This is a genomic window from Paenibacillus sp. H1-7, from assembly GCF_022354825.1.
Classification (GTDB): domain Bacteria; phylum Bacillota; class Bacilli; order Paenibacillales; family NBRC-103111; genus Paenibacillus_S.
Window position 1 is genome coordinate 3,626,499 of the sequence record NZ_CP031168.1, and the last position, 15,547, is coordinate 3,642,045.

Consider the following 15,547-nt stretch of genomic DNA (forward strand, 5'->3'; position numbering starts at 1 on the left):
ATTTCATTTTGCGCAACCTAACGGGAATATGGTAATCTGAGTTTATATTTCACGAAGTGAATTACATATATTTACAGATGGGGAGGAGTCAACTGTGTCAACGGGTGCACCTGCTGCGGTGCGTACATCGGCGTCGAGCAAGCTGCCCGTTATGATCAGCATCGTGCTGGCGAACTTGGTCGCTTCCATGGATACGACAATCGCTAATACGACAATGCCGATTATAACGAAGGAGCTGGGAGGTTTCGAGCTGTATGCCTGGAGCTTCGCTTCGTATATGATTATGTCCACGGTCATCTCTCCTGTCGCAGGCCGGATATCCGATATGTTCGGCAGAAAGACGATCTTTGCCGTAGGGATCATTCTGTTCCTGATCGGATCGGTCTTGTGCGGATTTTCCAATTCCATGCTGCAGCTCGTCTTATTCCGGGCGGTTCAAGGGATTGGGGCAGGCGTCATGATGCCGTTTCCCGCGATCATTGCCGGAGATTTGTTCAAGGTGGAGCAGAGAGGGAAGATTCAAGCGTTTTTCACCGCGATGTGGGGATTGTCCGCCATCCTCGCGCCTATGCTGGGCGCTGCGTTCGTCGAATATGCCAGCTGGCGCTGGATCTTTTTTATTAATATCCCGATCTGCATCGTGTCGGTATTTCTGTTATGGGGATATAAGGAAGTGTACGAGCCGAAGCGGTCGAAGGTCGACTATTTCGGTGCGGTGCTGTTCGCGATCGGAGTCAGCCTGCTGCTGCTAACCACCATTGTGGAGAGCAGCATTTATGTGTACGCCCTGCTTGGCGTCATCGTGATCGGTATCTTCATTGCCTATGAGAAGCGTCATGAATCGCCTATCGTACCGCTGTCGTTACTGAAAAACCCGCCTATCGCCTGGATGATCGTCAATTCCTTCCTGGCTTGCGTATCGCTATTCGGGGCATCGAGCTACGTGCCGTTGTTTCTCCAACAGGAGGGATACTCCTTGTTTATTAGCGGTGTTGCTTTGCTAGGGACTTCGTTCGGCTGGATGGCGATGGCTGTTCCTGCGGGCAAATGGATATTGAAATGGGGCTATGGCCGGCTGCTTGTAGTCGGGAACATATTCCTCGTCTTGTCCGGAGTCACCTTGCTGTTCATGAAGGAAGGCACGGGATTCTGGTACGTGTTCGGAGCGATGGTCGTGCAAGGGCTCGCATTCGGCCTCATTGCAACCGTCTCGGTTATCGGATCGCAGCAGCTGGTCAAGCCGCACGAGAAGGGGGTATCTACCTCGCTGCAGCTGTTTTCGCGCAATATCGGGACAGCGATCGGGGTCACGATTATGGGGGCGTTTTTGGCCAAAACGACCGATTTTTACGCAGGCTTTGAAAATATGTTTTTATATGGATTTATCGTCAGCTTATTCGCCTTCGCTTCCTCGTTTATGATCAAGAAAGTGTAGGCGGACAAAAAAAGACATGCGTTCACAGACATAAGAGATCTGCGAATGCATGTCTTTATTCGTTCATCCAAGAAGGCTATTCGTTGGACAGCTTCAATGTTTCAATTAGTTTGAAGAACAGGCTGAGCAGGATGGCGATAACCGTGGCAAGAGCCATTCCTTTCAAGGAGAAGTTGCCGATAGTGACGGCTGCGCCGCTAATTCCGATAACAAGAACGACGGTAGTCAAAATCAAGTTCGTCGCTTTCGAATAGTCCACCTTCGTCTCCACCAGCATCCTGATGCCGGAGGAAGCGATGACACCGAACAGCAGCAGGGAAACGCCGCCCATAACCGGAGCCGGGATCGTGGTGATCAACGCAGCCAGCTTGCCGAAGAACGACAGGATAATCGCGAATACAGCGGCTCCGCCGATGACCCAGACGGAATAGACGCGAGTGAGCGCCAAGACACCGATATTTTCCCCATAAGTCGTGTTGGGAGTCGAACCGGCAAAGCCGGAAATAACGGTGGATATCCCGTTGCCGAGCAAGGAGCGGAATAGTCCCGGGTCCTTGGACAAATCTTTGCCGACGATGTTGCTCGTTACAATCAGGTGGCCGATATGCTCGGCGATAACGACAAGAGCTGCGGGAGCGATGATGGCGATCGCCGAAGGACTGAAGTTAGGCTTGTAATAAGTAGGAAGCGAGAATACGGGCGCCTGGGCTACAGCCTCGAAATTAACGTAACCTAGGACGAACGCTACGATATATCCGCACACGATGCCGATCAGGATAGGAATAATTTTGAGAAAGCCGCGGAACATAACATTGCCGATCACGGTAACCAGAAGAGTAACGGTAGAGATCAGAATCGCTTTGCCGTCAAAGCTCCATTTGGCCGCATCCACGGCTGCAGGCTTGATGTAACCCGCCATTTCGGCAGCTACCGGAACGAGCTCCAGACCGATTACGGCGACTATGGCGCCCATCGCGGCGGGAGGAAACACAACATCGAGCCATCCCGTCCCAACATATTTGATCAGCAGCGAGACCAGAATGAAGATCGCCCCGGTGACAATGAAGCCTCCAAGCGCCGACTCATAGGACTGGCTGGCCAGCACGACAAAGACGGGAGAGATGAAGGCGAAGCTGGAACCGAGGAATGCAGGGATTTGACCCCGGCATAAAATCAGATACAGCAGGGTACCGATTCCGTTCAATAACAGGATGGTTGCCGGGTCTACCTTGAACAGGACGGGCACCAGTACGGTCGAACCGAACATGGCGAACAAATGCTGCAAGCTTAACGGGATGCTTTGCAGCAGCGGCGGCCGTTCGTTGACCTGAATTTCGCGTTGCGACATGAAAACACTCCTTAATAAGATGAGATAGTTCTGTAAAAACACCTTCATAATAGTACCAAAAGTCCATGTCGTTTGGAATCGATTTTTTTAACATTTTGTAAAAAGATGTCTGTGACAGTTGGAGAACGGGTTGGACTTTACGTTTACGATCCGCTTGATTATAATTAATTTTACGACTAAATATTTTAACGTTAAAACAAGTTGAGGGCAGCTTGCGGCTGCCTTTTGCTGCGGGGAGTGGGTACATGGCTTATCAGATGGATGCATCATTAACGGAAGGACCTATCGGCAAGAAGCTCATTGTGTTTGCATTACCTCTATTAATGGGTAACGTTCTGCAGTCACTCAACGGTACAATCAATGCCATTTGGGTCGGCAATTACTTGGGCGAGAGCGCCTTCGCCGCGACCTCCAACGCGAACAACATTATGTTTTTCCTGTTAAGCCTCGTATTCGGGATCGGGATGGCATCGACGATACTTATAGGGCAAAGCATTGGAGCCCAGGACGAGACCCAGGCTAAGCGCGTCGTTGGTACGAGCGCATTGTTTTTTTTATTGCTGTCGCTTGTCATTACGGTCATCGGCCTTATATTCTCACCGATGATTCTTAAGGGAATGAATACGCCGCACGACGCTATGGATTATGCGATATCTTATTTACGTATTATTTTCATAGGATTGCCATTTATGTACGGTTATAACTTTATCATGATGATTATGCGCGGGGCGGGAGATGCGAAGACGCCGTTTTATTTCTTGCTGATCTCGACGTTCCTCGATATTGTGCTCAATCCATTGTTTATTTTTGGACTGGGTCCGGTTCCCGCTCTCGGTATTTCGGGTTCAGCGGTAGCGACCGTTGTGGCTCAATTCGTAAGCTTGGCCTGTCTTGTTGTGTTTTTGTACCGGAAACAATATTTTTTGCGGATTACCCGGGAAGATTTGCCGTATGTCCGGTTTGACCGGGAGATCATCGCTTCCCTAGTGAAAAAGGGCGTCCCGATGGGTCTGCAAATGCTGATCGTGTCGACGAGCGCCATTGCGGTCATTAATCTCGTCAACAGCTACGGATCGGTTGCCACGGCGGCGTTCGGTGCAGCTATGCAGCTGTCGAGCTATGTGCAAATGCCGGCTATGGCGATCGGCGGAGCCGTATCGACGCTGGCCGCTCAAAATGTGGGCGCAGGCAAATGGGATCGCGTTCATAAAACGACCATTATGGGCATATTGATCAACTTCTTTATGACAGGTGTTCTAGTAGGCATCATTTATTTGTTCAACCGGGAAGCGCTGGGATTATTTCTTCAGGACGACGCGGCGATCGAAATCGGTATGCGTATCAATCTGATTACACTGTGGGCATTCATTTTGTTCGGCATCACGTTCGTCGTATCCGGTGTCGTGCGGGCGACGGGAGCCGTTATGGTGCCGCTCATAACGACCTTCCTTGCATTATGGTGTATTCGGATCCCGATCTCCTATTGGCTGAGCGCCGAATACGGACTCGATGCTATTTGGTGGAGCTTCCCCATCGGATTTACCGTCGGAATCATTTTATCCGTCTGGTATTATGTGTGGGGAAATTGGCGCCAAGCCAAAATGATCGGCAGCAAGCAAGCCCAGCCTGCAAAATAATAGCTTGCTGCAAAAGACAAAAGAAGCTCTCTTCAAGAGGGCTTCTTTTTTGTTAACGCACACACGTTCGCATTTTTCGGTGAATTATGGTACAATATAGCAATCGCTTCGCGGCAGTGGTCCCAAGCTGCGATGCCTTTACGGGAGGAAGAGGAGACAGTCGTGGAATGACAGGAAAAACCCATTTAATCGTAAGCACGGGCGTGACGTTATCCGTTATGCAATTCATGGGGCAAGGAATAACACTGGCTTCGGCCGCCATTGCGGTAATCAGCTCGCTGCTGCCCGATATCGATGAGCCTAACAGCCTGCTGATGCAAAAAACGATGCCGAAGAAGCTGCTCAACTTCATCAAGCTGTTTTTTGCGGCGGCGGGAATCGGATTTATTGCCTATTGCTATTTGCAATCCTTTTATACACCTTACAGCTATGGAGCCGGAGCGCTGCTGATCATAATGTGTCTTGTGAATCAGAGGCTGTTTCGGCAAATCCTGATGATATTGCTCGGAGGGCTGCTGCTGTACGTCGGAGCGGAAGCGGGGCCTTGGTGGGGAACGGCCGGAGCCTTGATCATGGTATGCGCGCTGCTGCCGCATCGCGGCTTGACTCATTCCTTATACGGCGTTGTGATGTGGGGAGGCCTGCTTTATTACGCATCGATCAGGCTAGGGGTCACCTTGTGGATGGCCGGAACCTTATCGTACACGCTGCACCTGCTATGCGATATGCTCACCAAGCAGGGGATCCATCCGCTTCCGCCATTGAAATGGAAGCTGGCGGTCCCGCTAATGAGCACTGGGAAATTCAGCGGCTTCCTCGTGGAGAGCGTTTGTATCACCTTAGCGTTCGTGATGTTGTGGAATGCATTCGTCGTGCCGATGGGGCTCGTCACCTACAGCTGGTGGGAGCAAGTGAAGGCCGTGTGGAGCAGCGTATAGAACGAGAACAGAGAGTACGGATTCGATGTCCGTAGTCTCTTTTTTTACCTTAATGCAATGGATAAGCCGTTATTGCAGGATTTTCCTTGGAATGGTGGAAAAAGTAACAAGTGCACGCGATTCGTAATGCCTGCCTATTACGGTAAGAGGGGATAATGCAAATGACGGAACGACGGACATTGGATTACTTTATACGGAACGAAAAAGAAGCGGAGCTGGCGGCGCTGGCTGACCGATTGGCGGAAGGGTTCGCATCCAGAGCCGCTGCGCACGATGCAGACGGCTCGTTTCCCTTCGAAAATTTTGAAGAGATGAAGAAGTCGGGCTTTCTGAAGCTTGCAGTTCCGAAAGAGTACGGAGGTGACGAGATCGGATTGTACGAGCTTGCTCTCGTACAAGAACGATTGGCCCGGGGAGACGGCTCCACGGCGCTCTCCGTCGGATGGCATATGGGGCATATGCTGCATTACCGTATAGCGAGACCATGGCCGGAATCGCTGTTCGAATGGTTCTGCTCGGAGGTTGTGACCAAGGGGGCTATGATTAACAGCTTTGCAAGCGAACGGGCGACCGGGAGCCCGAGCAGAGGGGGCAAGCCGCAGACCGTCGCAGAGAAGGTGGACGGCGGTTGGTTGTTAACCGGGAGAAAAACCTACAGCACGCTCAGTCCGATTCTTGAGCATTTTATCGTATCGGCCGCAATTGCCGATGAGGATCGGAACGGGGAATTTTTCGTGACGCGTTCTCCTGGAATTACTATAGAAGAAACCTGGAACACGCTGGGGATGCGCTCCACCGGAAGCCATGATCTGGTGCTGGACCGTGTATTCGTTCCTGATCATGCATTCGTGTCGCAAGCAGCGGAGACGGAGCGGAAGTACCCGAAGCAAAATGACGGAGGCGGCTGGATGCTGTTTATCCCGGCTTGCTACCTGGGGATCGCTTGGGCAGCGAAGGATTTTGCCGTCCGGTATGCGAAACAGTACCGCCCTAACAGCTTGCCCGGACCGATCTCCGATCTTCCGAACGTTCAGCAGCTCATTGGTTCGATGGAGGTCGAGCTGACAACGGCTAGGCATTTGCTGTATTCCGTAGCCGCCCGCTGGGACGAACAGCCTGAAGCGCGCAGCGCGCTCAAGACTGAGTGCGGCATAGTGAAGCATGTGGCTACGAACCATGCAATACAAGTCGTGGATAAAGCGATGCGGATTGTGGGCGGAGCAAGCTTGTCACGGGCATTGCCGCTGGAGAGAATGTACAGGGATGTCCGGGCCGGCTTGCATAATCCTCCGATGGACGATGTCGTTATCAAAAATGCGGCATTGAGAGCAATAGCCGAGCAGGAATTGAGTTAATGTGATTAATCATTTATCTCATTAACTAAATAAATCAGCATAGATTACAGCTTTAAGTAAGCCCTTATTATGGAAAAAAAAGTGAGTTTTAAACAAATATTTCTTAGTTTCCTGCATTGTTAAAAAATGGATTTGTTCGTATACTTTGACTATCGGGCACAGCGTCAACGTATTGCCAATCCGGTTGGCGCCGCCCGAAGTGACCAGTAAAGGAGGGATAGTGGCTTCGAAGTTTATGAAAGCGTTTACCATTGCCGCTGTGCGGCATATCCATCCCAAAGGAGCTGATTTGATGAGAAAAGGACGATGGTTTGCAGCAGTACTTATGATCAGCACGATATTGCCGTTTCAGGCATTCACCGCCTCGGCAGCCGGGGAATTAAGACCGTTCCCGCAGCATACCACATACACCTCCGGCACCATCAAGCCGAATAATGTAACTCAAACCCAGCTGGATAACGACGTGAAGCGGATTTACGACGAGTGGAAGGCAAGATACTTGAAGCAAAATCCGAAAGCTACGGACCAATATTATGTGTTTTATAATCTGGAGGGATATTCCGAACCTGCCAACGCCGTATCCTGCTCGGAAGGGCACGGATACGGGATGCTCGCAACGGTGCTTATGGCAGGCTACGATACTAACGCCAAGACGTATTTCGACGGCTTGTACCGTTTTTATCGCGCTCACGGCAGCGTGAATAACAGCAATCTGATGGCATGGCAGCAGATCAAGGACAGCAGCGGGAATATCGTCGATAATCCCGACGGAGGTAACGATTCGGCGACGGACGGCGACATGGATATCGCCTACGCTTTGCTGCTCGCGGATAAGCAATGGGGCAGCAGCGGATCGATCAACTATTTGGCTCAAGCGAACAACGTCATCGGCGCAATCATGAGCAAGGATGTCAACTCCAGCGAATGGATCTTAAAGCTCGGTGACTGGGCGGCGAACAGCGATGCTACCTATGGCAAGAGCACGCGGTTGTCCGACTTCATGATGAGCCATCTGAAAGCGTACCAGTCGGCTAGCGGTAACGCGAACTGGGCCAATGTAACGGATAAGGCCTACAATATTATCAATTATTTGTACAACAATAAAAGCCCGAACACCGGATTGATGCCGGACTTCGCGGTCAAGGGCTCGTCGAATTACGATCCGGCTGCCGCAGGCTTCCTGGAAGGCCCGAACGACGGCAAGTATTACTACAACTCGGCTCGTACGCCATGGCGGATTCCGGTCGATTATTTGCTAACCGGTGACAATCGCGCTGTCGGACAGCTGACCACGCTTAACAACTGGGTCAAAACATCGACCTCCAGCAATCCGAACAACATTAAATCGGGCTACAACCTGAACGGTACGGTTATTACCGGTGAAACGGACAATACGATGGCCTTCGTTGCTCCTTTTGCCGTCAGCGCTATGATCAATTCAAGCAATCAGACGTGGTTGAACAGCCTCTGGACGAAAATGGCCGGAACGTCGACCTCAAGTCTGTCTTACTTCGACAACAGCATTCGTCTGCTCGTTATGATCACGGTATCCGGTAACTGGTGGTCGCCGGTATCGGCATCAACACCGCCAACATCGGTTACACTTGTTGACGACAACTTCAACTCCGAGACAACGGGAGCGGCGCCTACAGGCTATACTACAAGCGGCAACGCTACCGTAGTGAATGTGCCGAGCTCCACGAATAAGAGCATCAAGCTGAACGATACGGATACGACCAATTCGATTAAAGCCAATAAAAGCTTTACTTCCCAGGCAGGTCAGGTGACCGTTGAGTACAAAGTCATGCTGCCGGCTGCAGCCAACAATCTGTACGTTCATTTGAAGCAGGGCTCAACCACTGCGGTTACGATCCAATCCGGCTCGGACGGAACGTTACGCTACCGGAATGCAGACGGCTCGAGCACTAACATTGCGAACTATACCGCCAACGGCTGGACGACGATTAAAATCGAGGCGGACTCGGCAACGGACAAAGCCAATGTCTATGTGAACGGTACCTCGGTTCTGTCCAATGTCGGCTTCCGGACGGCTGTGACGGGAATCGACGCGTTCGAAGCGATTACTCATTCCACAGGAACGGGCGTCCTTCATATTGACGACGTCAAGGTCACAACTCCATAAGTAGTAACGGCGAAAACGGCCTTCTCTTGCAGAAGGCCGTTTTTGTCATGCCGCAGGAGCCGTTTTTGTTGCATCCTGCATCGAAAAATGGGTTTACAAGGTTCCGTACGAGGGCTATATTTTGTATAGCGAACCACATCAACGGATAGAGGAGAGGCAGCCATGCAGGTAACGGATTCAACGCCAACCCGGAGACATCACTTTGTTTTTATTCTTGTTACGTTATTTTTCTGGGCATCTCTCTATACGTATGTCCCCATTTTGTCGCCATATCTGGATCATCTCGGAGCGACTTACAGCTTCGCTGGTTTAGTGCTAGGAAGCTACGGCTTTGTCCAGATCCTATTGCGCCTGCCTCTCGGGATAGCTTCGGACAGGATGAAAGTCCGCAAGCCTTTTATCATGCTCGGCATGCTCTCTACGACATTGAGCTGTATTTGCTTCGCCATGGACGGACATTTGGGCTGGGCGCTGGCAGGACGGATCGTATCCGGAATCGGTGCGTCGACATGGGCTGCCTTTACCGTGCTCTATGCAAGCTATTTCAGCCGGGACCAAGCGACCCGGGCGATGAGTCTCATCAGCCTGCTTACGGCTTCCGGTCAATTGGTCGGGATGGGCGTCAGCGGCTATTTGGTCAAGGAGTGGGGCTGGACGTCGACATTCTGGGTCGGCAGCGTCATCGGCGCTGCAGGTCTCATCATCAGTCTCGGCATCCACGAGCCGAAGGAAGGGATTTCAAGGGAACCGATTCAATGGAGCAACCTGTATCGGGTCATGAAAGAGCCTCTTCTGCTGAAGGTATCCACGTTGTCCATACTGGCTCACAGCATCCTTTTCATAACGATGTTCGGCTTTACACCGTCCCACGCTATGGCACTGGGAGCCGACGAATTGGGCCTGACGCTCCTTGTATTCGCGTTCATGCTTCCCCATGCGGTAAGCAACTATATATCGGGCAGATTCCTGGCACCCCGTTACGGTTCCTGGACTTTGGTCATTATTGGCTTCATTCTCAGCGCTCTGTGTACGACGGCCATTTCATTGGCGGACAGCCTAACGGTGCTTGTTGTAACGCAAGTATGCAACGGCTTTTTCCAAGGAATCTGCTTCCCGCTGCTGCTGACGCTCGCGATTGACAAAATCGACCGGGAAAAGCAAGCGACGGCGATGGGGTTTTATCAGGCGGTATATGCCGTCGGCATGTTTGCAGGTCCGTTTGTTGCCGGGTGGATCAACGAATGGGGAGGCTTGAAGAGCGGGTTTTATTTCGCCGGAGCTTTGGGCGTCGCGGCGACTATTCTGGCAATCATCTGGAGCCGGGCGGAGATGAAATTAAGTGCCGCTCAGGCGCGGAAACGAAACGTTACCGTAACCTAAGCTCACGAAGAGACAGTTTCCTGACAAGGAAGCTGTCTTTTTTTATGTTAAACCATAAAAAAACATATGGTCATAATAATTTAGCCAATTTTCAACGGGAGCCAACATGCTTAAGATTGAGATAGGTTTTGAAATATCCATTTTGCATCACTGATATACTGTTTTTTCCAAGTTTTGATTGCGGGATCAATGAATTTGAAAGAGCTTTCAAGAATGGTGAATATCGTCGTAACAGCCGCACTAGACTATGGAACATGCCCCGAAGTTGGGCGGGAGGAGACGTGAGATATGACCATGGAAAAGAAGCGATTGCTGAGAGATGCCCAATTGACGATGTTGAAGGTTGCCCGCAACGATTATCAGGAGCAGGAAGCGATACCGACTCATCAGACTGGAGATTACCATCAACTTATTGTTGTACATAGGGGCTCCGGCAAACTAATAGTGAACGATCGCCATTATCCGGTTATCAGCAAATATTTTTATCTTCTGCCTCCGCATTCCCGGCATACGTTAGATTTTACCGATGCAGCGATAATGATGACATTCAAATTCAAGCTGTGCGACGAGGGACTGGAGCATGCTCTGCAGTCGTATCCTGCACATGGCTGCTGTGGCAGCGACGATTGGGCTGATTTGAAGCAATGGTTTCAGTTGTCCGTCGAATACAGTAAAACGCCGGAGCCATTAACGTTGTATCGTATCGATTCCGGGTTCAAAGGGACTCTGCTGTCGCTTCTGCAGGGCAGTCGAATGGAATTCGAGCAGCCCAAGGACACTCAGCGGGCGAGAACCGGAGCTCACTCCAATTTCCCCATCGCCGCATATATTTCCAACCATTTGTCAGAGAGACTGTCTCTCGTTGACATTGCGAGTCATTTCGGGTTTCATCCTCACTATATAATTAAAATTTGCAATGATCACATCGGAATGAGCCCTATGCAATATTTGCAGGAGCTTCGTCTTGAAAAAGCAATGGAATATTTGCAGGATACCGATCTGACCGTTTCGGAAATCAGCGAAAAGCTCGGATGGACGACCTCGTACTTCTCCAGGCTGTTTCACCAGAAGAAGGGAATGTCACCTTCGCAGTTCCGCAAGGATGCATCCTATCGCATGATGGCGACGGATATTTCGCTATCTAATGAGCATGCGGCAGCAGGGCAGTGAAGCTTGCGTATGACAAGCTGTCGGGTTTGTTTAAAGTATGGTAAAATAGGAGGCGAAATGACGAGTCAGGAGAGGATGCGTTCGAATGAAGCATTTTGCCGTATTTTTACCGATGCTGGATGAAGAGAAAAGCCAGACCTACCGCTCCGAGCATCTCGATTATTTGGCGGCTGTACGCAGCCAGGGCCACATTTTTGCCAACGGAAGATTTACGGACGGGGCCGGGGGCTTGGTTATTTATCGGGCGAATACGCTCGAGGAGGTTCAAGCGTTCGTCAATCAGGATCCTTATGTGATTCATAAGGCGAGAGGCTTTGAAATTCATGAGTGGGATATTGTCATCGCCGACAAGTAGTTATTATAAAATTAACTTCATTAACAATTAATGATGTAAATGAATAGCTGAATCTAGTCCAGCCGATTTTTCCCGACAAGGGAAAGTCGGCTTCTGTATGTTCGATTGGATCAATACATAAGAACAGGAGAACGGATATTTTGAACGCTTCCTATTTCGAATACGCACGGTTCGGGGATCCGCTGGAGGTTCTCGAGCTGAAGTCCAAGCTTGTGACGCCTCCGGCTTCAGGCGAGCTGCTGGTCAAGATGACGGCGCGACCGATCAATCCGTCCGATCTAATCCCGATACGAGGTGCATATTCCCACCGTATTGCTCTTCCAGCGATCCCCGGATATGAAGGGGTCGGCGAAGTTATTGAGGTAGGGGCTGGAGTTTCTACCGCACTGCTGGGCAAACGAGTCCTTGCTCTGCGCGGGGAGGGGACGTGGCAGGAAATCGTCCGCATGAACGCGGATTGGGCGGTTCCCGTACCGGACTTGATTCCGGACGACGCGGCGGCGCAGCTGTATATCAACCCGATGACGGCATGGTTGATCTGCCGGGACAGGTTGGGACTTCAGCGGGGAGACACGCTGATCGTCAATGCCGGCGGATCCGCGATCGGCCGGATCTTCACCCAGCTTGCCCGGCTGCTGGAATACAAGCTCATCGCCGTAACGCGAAATGACAAGCATACGGCCGAACTGCTCTCCTTGGGAGCGGCACATGTCGTTAACGCAACGGCCGTCCCGGTGGCTCAGGCAGTGATGGAGTGGACGGACGGCCGTGGAGCCCATGCGGGGATCGATAGCATAGGCGGTGATGACTCAGCTCAGTTGGCGAGATGCATACGGCCAGGCGGGAGTGTGCTGAGTATCGGGCTGCTGTCGGGCATCGCTCCCGATTGGATACGGATTGCCAAAGAGACCGGCGTCCAGCCAAGCCTGTTCTGGCTTCGTCATTGGGTGGAACGCGTGAGTGTGCAGCAGTGGCACGAAACGTTCAACGAGCTGATGAAGCTGATAGAGCATGGCAAGCTGCGAATGGCTGCAGCCGGATCGTATTTTAAGCTGGAGGAGGCAAAAGAGGCGATACGAAGCGGATTGGAGCCGGGCGGGGAATCTAGAGGCAAGATTTTGCTGATAAGCGGGCGGCCGCATCGATGATGTGGTTCCGGATTGTGCCGCAAACTGGCAGCCGCGGTTCATTCACCGTCTGCACTTGAGAGTAGCTAGGGAAAGGTCTGCCCGCGTTAAGCGTCCATTTCCCACGCTACTCGTTCATTTCCCGGGGAAGCGCACGTCTCGATAAAATCGCAATCGATTCGACAATTCTAGCTTGGGTCCTGCCGAGTTGGACGGGTGCTAAGGTTTTTTAGTCCCCAAAAAAAGACTCCTGTCATCAGGAGCCTGCATCGGTTAGAACATGCTGAATTTTTTGCAGTCGGATATACTCGTTTCTTTGGAGACCCGGGCGGAAATAACAGTATAAGTAAGCCGCTTCATCAAAGGTGAGTCCCGGGTGGCATACGACCTCTTGGATCGTAAGCGGATTGTCCAGAATGAGCTGCCATTCGCCATCTCTTTCGCGAACAGGAACCGTTTGCAAAATTCTCTGCTTGATCTCCGTCATCTGCTGTAATTCCTCCCAAATATGAATCCAGGAAGGACTGAACAGGCCGGGCTCGGGAAATAGGCGGGCGGCTTTATCAAGCCAAGAGCGAAAGCTTGGCACTTCCTCGTCTCTCATTGTCTTGAGACGCTTTTTGTAGCCTTCAAGCAGCATATGAAACGCGGAGTAGCCTCCGTCACGGATCGAGCTTTGCCATTGTTCGAGCTGTTCCTCGGTAATCCCGTCGGCCAGATGGTCCCATTGATTGCGGCTCATGAATCGGTCTCCTCTATAGATAAAGTGGTAGATTGTCCTTAATTTAGCATATTATCGCAGCAATGAAAAGAAGGCGGAGGAGCTTTGACTTTCTTTTCCAAGTTGTGTAGCATGAGAAGTAGCTGACAAGCTGATTTACCTTCCAACCGTATGACCATTCGAAAGGAGAGACCGAGAATGTATGACGTAGTTATTATTGGAGCTGGTCCGGCAGGAGCCAGTGCAGCTTTATTCACTGCCAAAGCAGGGAAGAAGACGTTGTTGATCGATAGCGATCAAAGCATGACCAAACGAGCATGGGTGGAAAATCATTACGGCGTCATGGAAATTACCGGACCTGATCTGGTCGAGATCGGCCAGAAGCAAGCCGCTAAATTCGGTGCGGAGCTGGCTCAGGGTAAAGTTCAGAATGTTACGAAGGCAGGCGAGGGGTTCCAGATCGTAACCGAATCCGGCAGCCAGTACGAAGGCAAGCACGTCATTTTGGCTACAGGGGTATTGACGGACCTGGCCCAGCATATCGGTCTGCAAACCAAAGACGGCACCGAACCGAGAATTAAGACGGTTATCGATGCTTCTCCGGAAGGCAAGACATCGGTAGAAGGCATCTGGGCGGCGGGTACAGCGGCAGGCGTGAGCGTACATACCATTATTACCGCGGGAGATGGCGCCAAGGTGGCCATCAATGTCATTAGCGAATTGAACGGCGCCCGCTATGTCGATCATGATGTGATGAAGAAGGAATCCTGATCGCGTTCGGGATCTTACCAAAAGGGATTGTTCCAACAGGGACAGTCCCTTTTTTAATGTCCGTAAAGTATGCAGCGATTGCTGCCAAATCTCTTTAGCGATATGTTCATCTGCAGATTGGAAAAAAAATCAACCCTCTTAATCCGGATTGGATGATGAGGGTTTTGCTTCTTCTTGTATTTGTCATAATGATAAAAAGATATGCTCAGTCTGTTCGAATACCTAACTTTGTAACGGAGCGGTACAACCAAGCTTTCTAGAAATTTCATCGGCTGCTTGTCTTACCTTTTGGATATACTCGGGCAGCTGTTCTTCGCCGAATTGCACTTCCAGTCCTGCGGTACTGAGGGCAGCGATAATTTGACCGGAATGATCGAAGATGGGAGCGCTTAATTCCGCGGTATAGTTCTCAAGCTCCGACTGGCTGAAGCTGTACCCGCGTTTTCTGGTCAGCTCTAGAGAAGCACGCAGCTCTTCTTTGCCGGCAATCGTTCCCGAACCGATCGGCTTCAATTCAACCTCATTCAAGTAAGCCTCCCGTTCCTCATCCGGCAAGAAGGCGAGAATGGTCCTAGAAGAGGCACCGGCATACAGAGGAGCCTTTTTTCCGATTTTGGTAAAAAGTCTGACCGGATGATTCGTATCCAATTTTTCAATGTATATGGATTCTTGACCATCCCTGAGAACGAGATGGACAGCATGTTCGATATCGTCACGAAGCTTCTCCATCACAGGGAATGCGATATGACGGATATCCAGCCGTTCGGCGACCAAGTTGCCAAATTGCAGAAACAACAGCCCGAGGGAATAGATTCCATCCTTGTCCTTGTGAAGAAAGCCCATTTCTTCAAGCGAGCCGATCATTCGATGGACGGATGTTTTGGGAATGCCTGAGAGCTGTACCATCTCGTTGATGCTCAATTTGCCATGGTTCAAGAAAAGATTAAGAAGATCCATGGATCTGACTACCGTTTTATTTTTGTTCTGCACTTTACAAATGTTCCTCCTGAAGCCCTGATTACGGCGTATTTCGCAAATCAAGTATACACTAAAAAGACCAATGAACTCCATTGTCTGCAAAGGTTTGTGAAAAAACCGTCGAAATTTCTCTTGATTTTCAATAAATACCGACTATAATGATCGTATATCTAGGTTATTAAAAAACGG

The 15,547-nt window shown here is 50.7% G+C and carries 13 protein-coding genes; 10 read left to right on the forward strand and 3 right to left on the reverse strand.

Annotated elements, in window-relative coordinates:
* Positions 1-151 precede the first annotated feature (151 nt).
* Positions 152-1,435 (forward strand): MFS transporter, encoded by a 1,284-nt coding sequence (locus DVH26_RS16240; protein ID WP_239635391.1) that lies wholly within the window; start codon positions 152-154, stop codon positions 1,433-1,435.
* Positions 1,436-1,511: 76 nt separating this feature from the next.
* On the opposite strand, the gene uraA is transcribed toward DVH26_RS16240, so the two are convergent.
* Positions 1,512-2,783: a uracil permease gene (uraA, locus tag DVH26_RS16245; RefSeq protein ID WP_239634813.1), complete on the reverse strand. Its 1,272-nt coding sequence runs from the start codon at positions 2,781-2,783 to the stop codon at positions 1,512-1,514.
* Between the two features lie 245 nt (positions 2,784-3,028).
* On the opposite strand from uraA, the gene DVH26_RS16250 reads away from it, so the two are divergent.
* The 8 genes from DVH26_RS16250 (at position 3,029) to DVH26_RS16285 (ending at position 12,909) form a co-directional block, all read left to right on the forward strand.
* The gene (locus DVH26_RS16250; protein ID WP_239634814.1) at positions 3,029-4,420 is read left to right on the forward strand and encodes an MATE family efflux transporter; all 1,392 of its coding nucleotides are present in this window, start codon (positions 3,029-3,031) and stop codon (positions 4,418-4,420) included.
* Between the two features lie 167 nt (positions 4,421-4,587).
* Positions 4,588-5,358 carry a metal-dependent hydrolase gene (locus DVH26_RS16255; protein WP_239634815.1) on the forward strand — a complete coding sequence of 257 codons (771 nt, stop codon included), beginning with the start codon at positions 4,588-4,590 and terminating at the stop codon, positions 5,356-5,358.
* A gap of 161 nt (positions 5,359-5,519) precedes the next feature.
* A complete protein-coding gene (locus DVH26_RS16260; RefSeq protein ID WP_239634816.1) occupies positions 5,520-6,713 on the forward strand; it encodes an acyl-CoA dehydrogenase family protein in 1,194 nt (397 codons plus the stop codon).
* A gap of 220 nt (positions 6,714-6,933) precedes the next feature.
* Positions 6,934-8,856, forward strand: a complete 1,923-nt coding sequence (locus tag DVH26_RS16265) for a family 8 glycosyl hydrolase (RefSeq protein ID WP_239634817.1) — start codon at positions 6,934-6,936, stop codon at positions 8,854-8,856.
* Positions 8,857-9,018: 162 nt separating this feature from the next.
* Entirely contained in the window at positions 9,019-10,236 is a 1,218-nt protein-coding gene (locus DVH26_RS16270) for an MFS transporter (RefSeq protein ID WP_239634818.1), read from the forward strand.
* A 288-nt stretch (positions 10,237-10,524) separates the two neighbouring features.
* Positions 10,525-11,406, forward strand: coding sequence for a helix-turn-helix transcriptional regulator (locus tag DVH26_RS16275; protein WP_239634819.1), 882 nt, complete (start codon positions 10,525-10,527; stop codon positions 11,404-11,406).
* Between the two features lie 85 nt (positions 11,407-11,491).
* Positions 11,492-11,761 carry a YciI family protein gene (locus DVH26_RS16280; protein ID WP_239634820.1) on the forward strand — a complete coding sequence of 90 codons (270 nt, stop codon included), beginning with the start codon at positions 11,492-11,494 and terminating at the stop codon, positions 11,759-11,761.
* A gap of 140 nt (positions 11,762-11,901) precedes the next feature.
* Entirely contained in the window at positions 11,902-12,909 is a 1,008-nt protein-coding gene (locus DVH26_RS16285; protein WP_239634821.1) for a zinc-dependent alcohol dehydrogenase family protein, read from the forward strand.
* Positions 12,910-13,144: 235 nt separating this feature from the next.
* On the opposite strand, the gene DVH26_RS16290 is transcribed toward DVH26_RS16285, so the two are convergent.
* On the reverse strand, positions 13,145-13,630 hold the full coding sequence (locus DVH26_RS16290) for a hypothetical protein (RefSeq protein ID WP_239634822.1): 486 nt from the start codon (positions 13,628-13,630) through the stop codon (positions 13,145-13,147).
* 177 nt (positions 13,631-13,807) lie between these two features.
* Between DVH26_RS16290 and DVH26_RS16295 the strand changes: the two genes are divergently transcribed.
* Positions 13,808-14,380, forward strand: a complete 573-nt coding sequence (locus tag DVH26_RS16295) for an FAD-dependent oxidoreductase (RefSeq protein ID WP_239634823.1) — start codon at positions 13,808-13,810, stop codon at positions 14,378-14,380.
* A gap of 222 nt (positions 14,381-14,602) precedes the next feature.
* Here the strand turns inward: DVH26_RS16295 and DVH26_RS16300 are convergent, their stop codons facing one another.
* Positions 14,603-15,370, reverse strand: a complete 768-nt coding sequence (locus DVH26_RS16300; RefSeq protein ID WP_239634824.1) for an IclR family transcriptional regulator — start codon at positions 15,368-15,370, stop codon at positions 14,603-14,605.
* Positions 15,371-15,547: the final 177 nt, after the last annotated feature.

Coding starts and splice junctions, on each gene's coding strand:
- DVH26_RS16240 (WP_239635391.1), top strand. CDS start 152: ATGATCAGCATCGTGCTGGCGAACTTGGTCGCTTCCATGGATACGACA.
- uraA (WP_239634813.1), bottom strand. CDS start 2,783: ATGTCGCAACGCGAAATTCAGGTCAACGAACGGCCGCCGCTGCTGCAA.
- DVH26_RS16250 (WP_239634814.1), top strand. CDS start 3,029: ATGGCTTATCAGATGGATGCATCATTAACGGAAGGACCTATCGGCAAG.
- DVH26_RS16255 (WP_239634815.1), top strand. CDS start 4,588: ATGACAGGAAAAACCCATTTAATCGTAAGCACGGGCGTGACGTTATCC.
- DVH26_RS16260 (WP_239634816.1), top strand. CDS start 5,520: ATGACGGAACGACGGACATTGGATTACTTTATACGGAACGAAAAAGAA.
- DVH26_RS16270 (WP_239634818.1), top strand. CDS start 9,019: ATGCAGGTAACGGATTCAACGCCAACCCGGAGACATCACTTTGTTTTT.
- DVH26_RS16275 (WP_239634819.1), top strand. CDS start 10,525: ATGACCATGGAAAAGAAGCGATTGCTGAGAGATGCCCAATTGACGATG.
- DVH26_RS16280 (WP_239634820.1), top strand. CDS start 11,492: ATGAAGCATTTTGCCGTATTTTTACCGATGCTGGATGAAGAGAAAAGC.
- DVH26_RS16290 (WP_239634822.1), bottom strand. CDS start 13,630: ATGAGCCGCAATCAATGGGACCATCTGGCCGACGGGATTACCGAGGAA.
- DVH26_RS16295 (WP_239634823.1), top strand. CDS start 13,808: ATGTATGACGTAGTTATTATTGGAGCTGGTCCGGCAGGAGCCAGTGCA.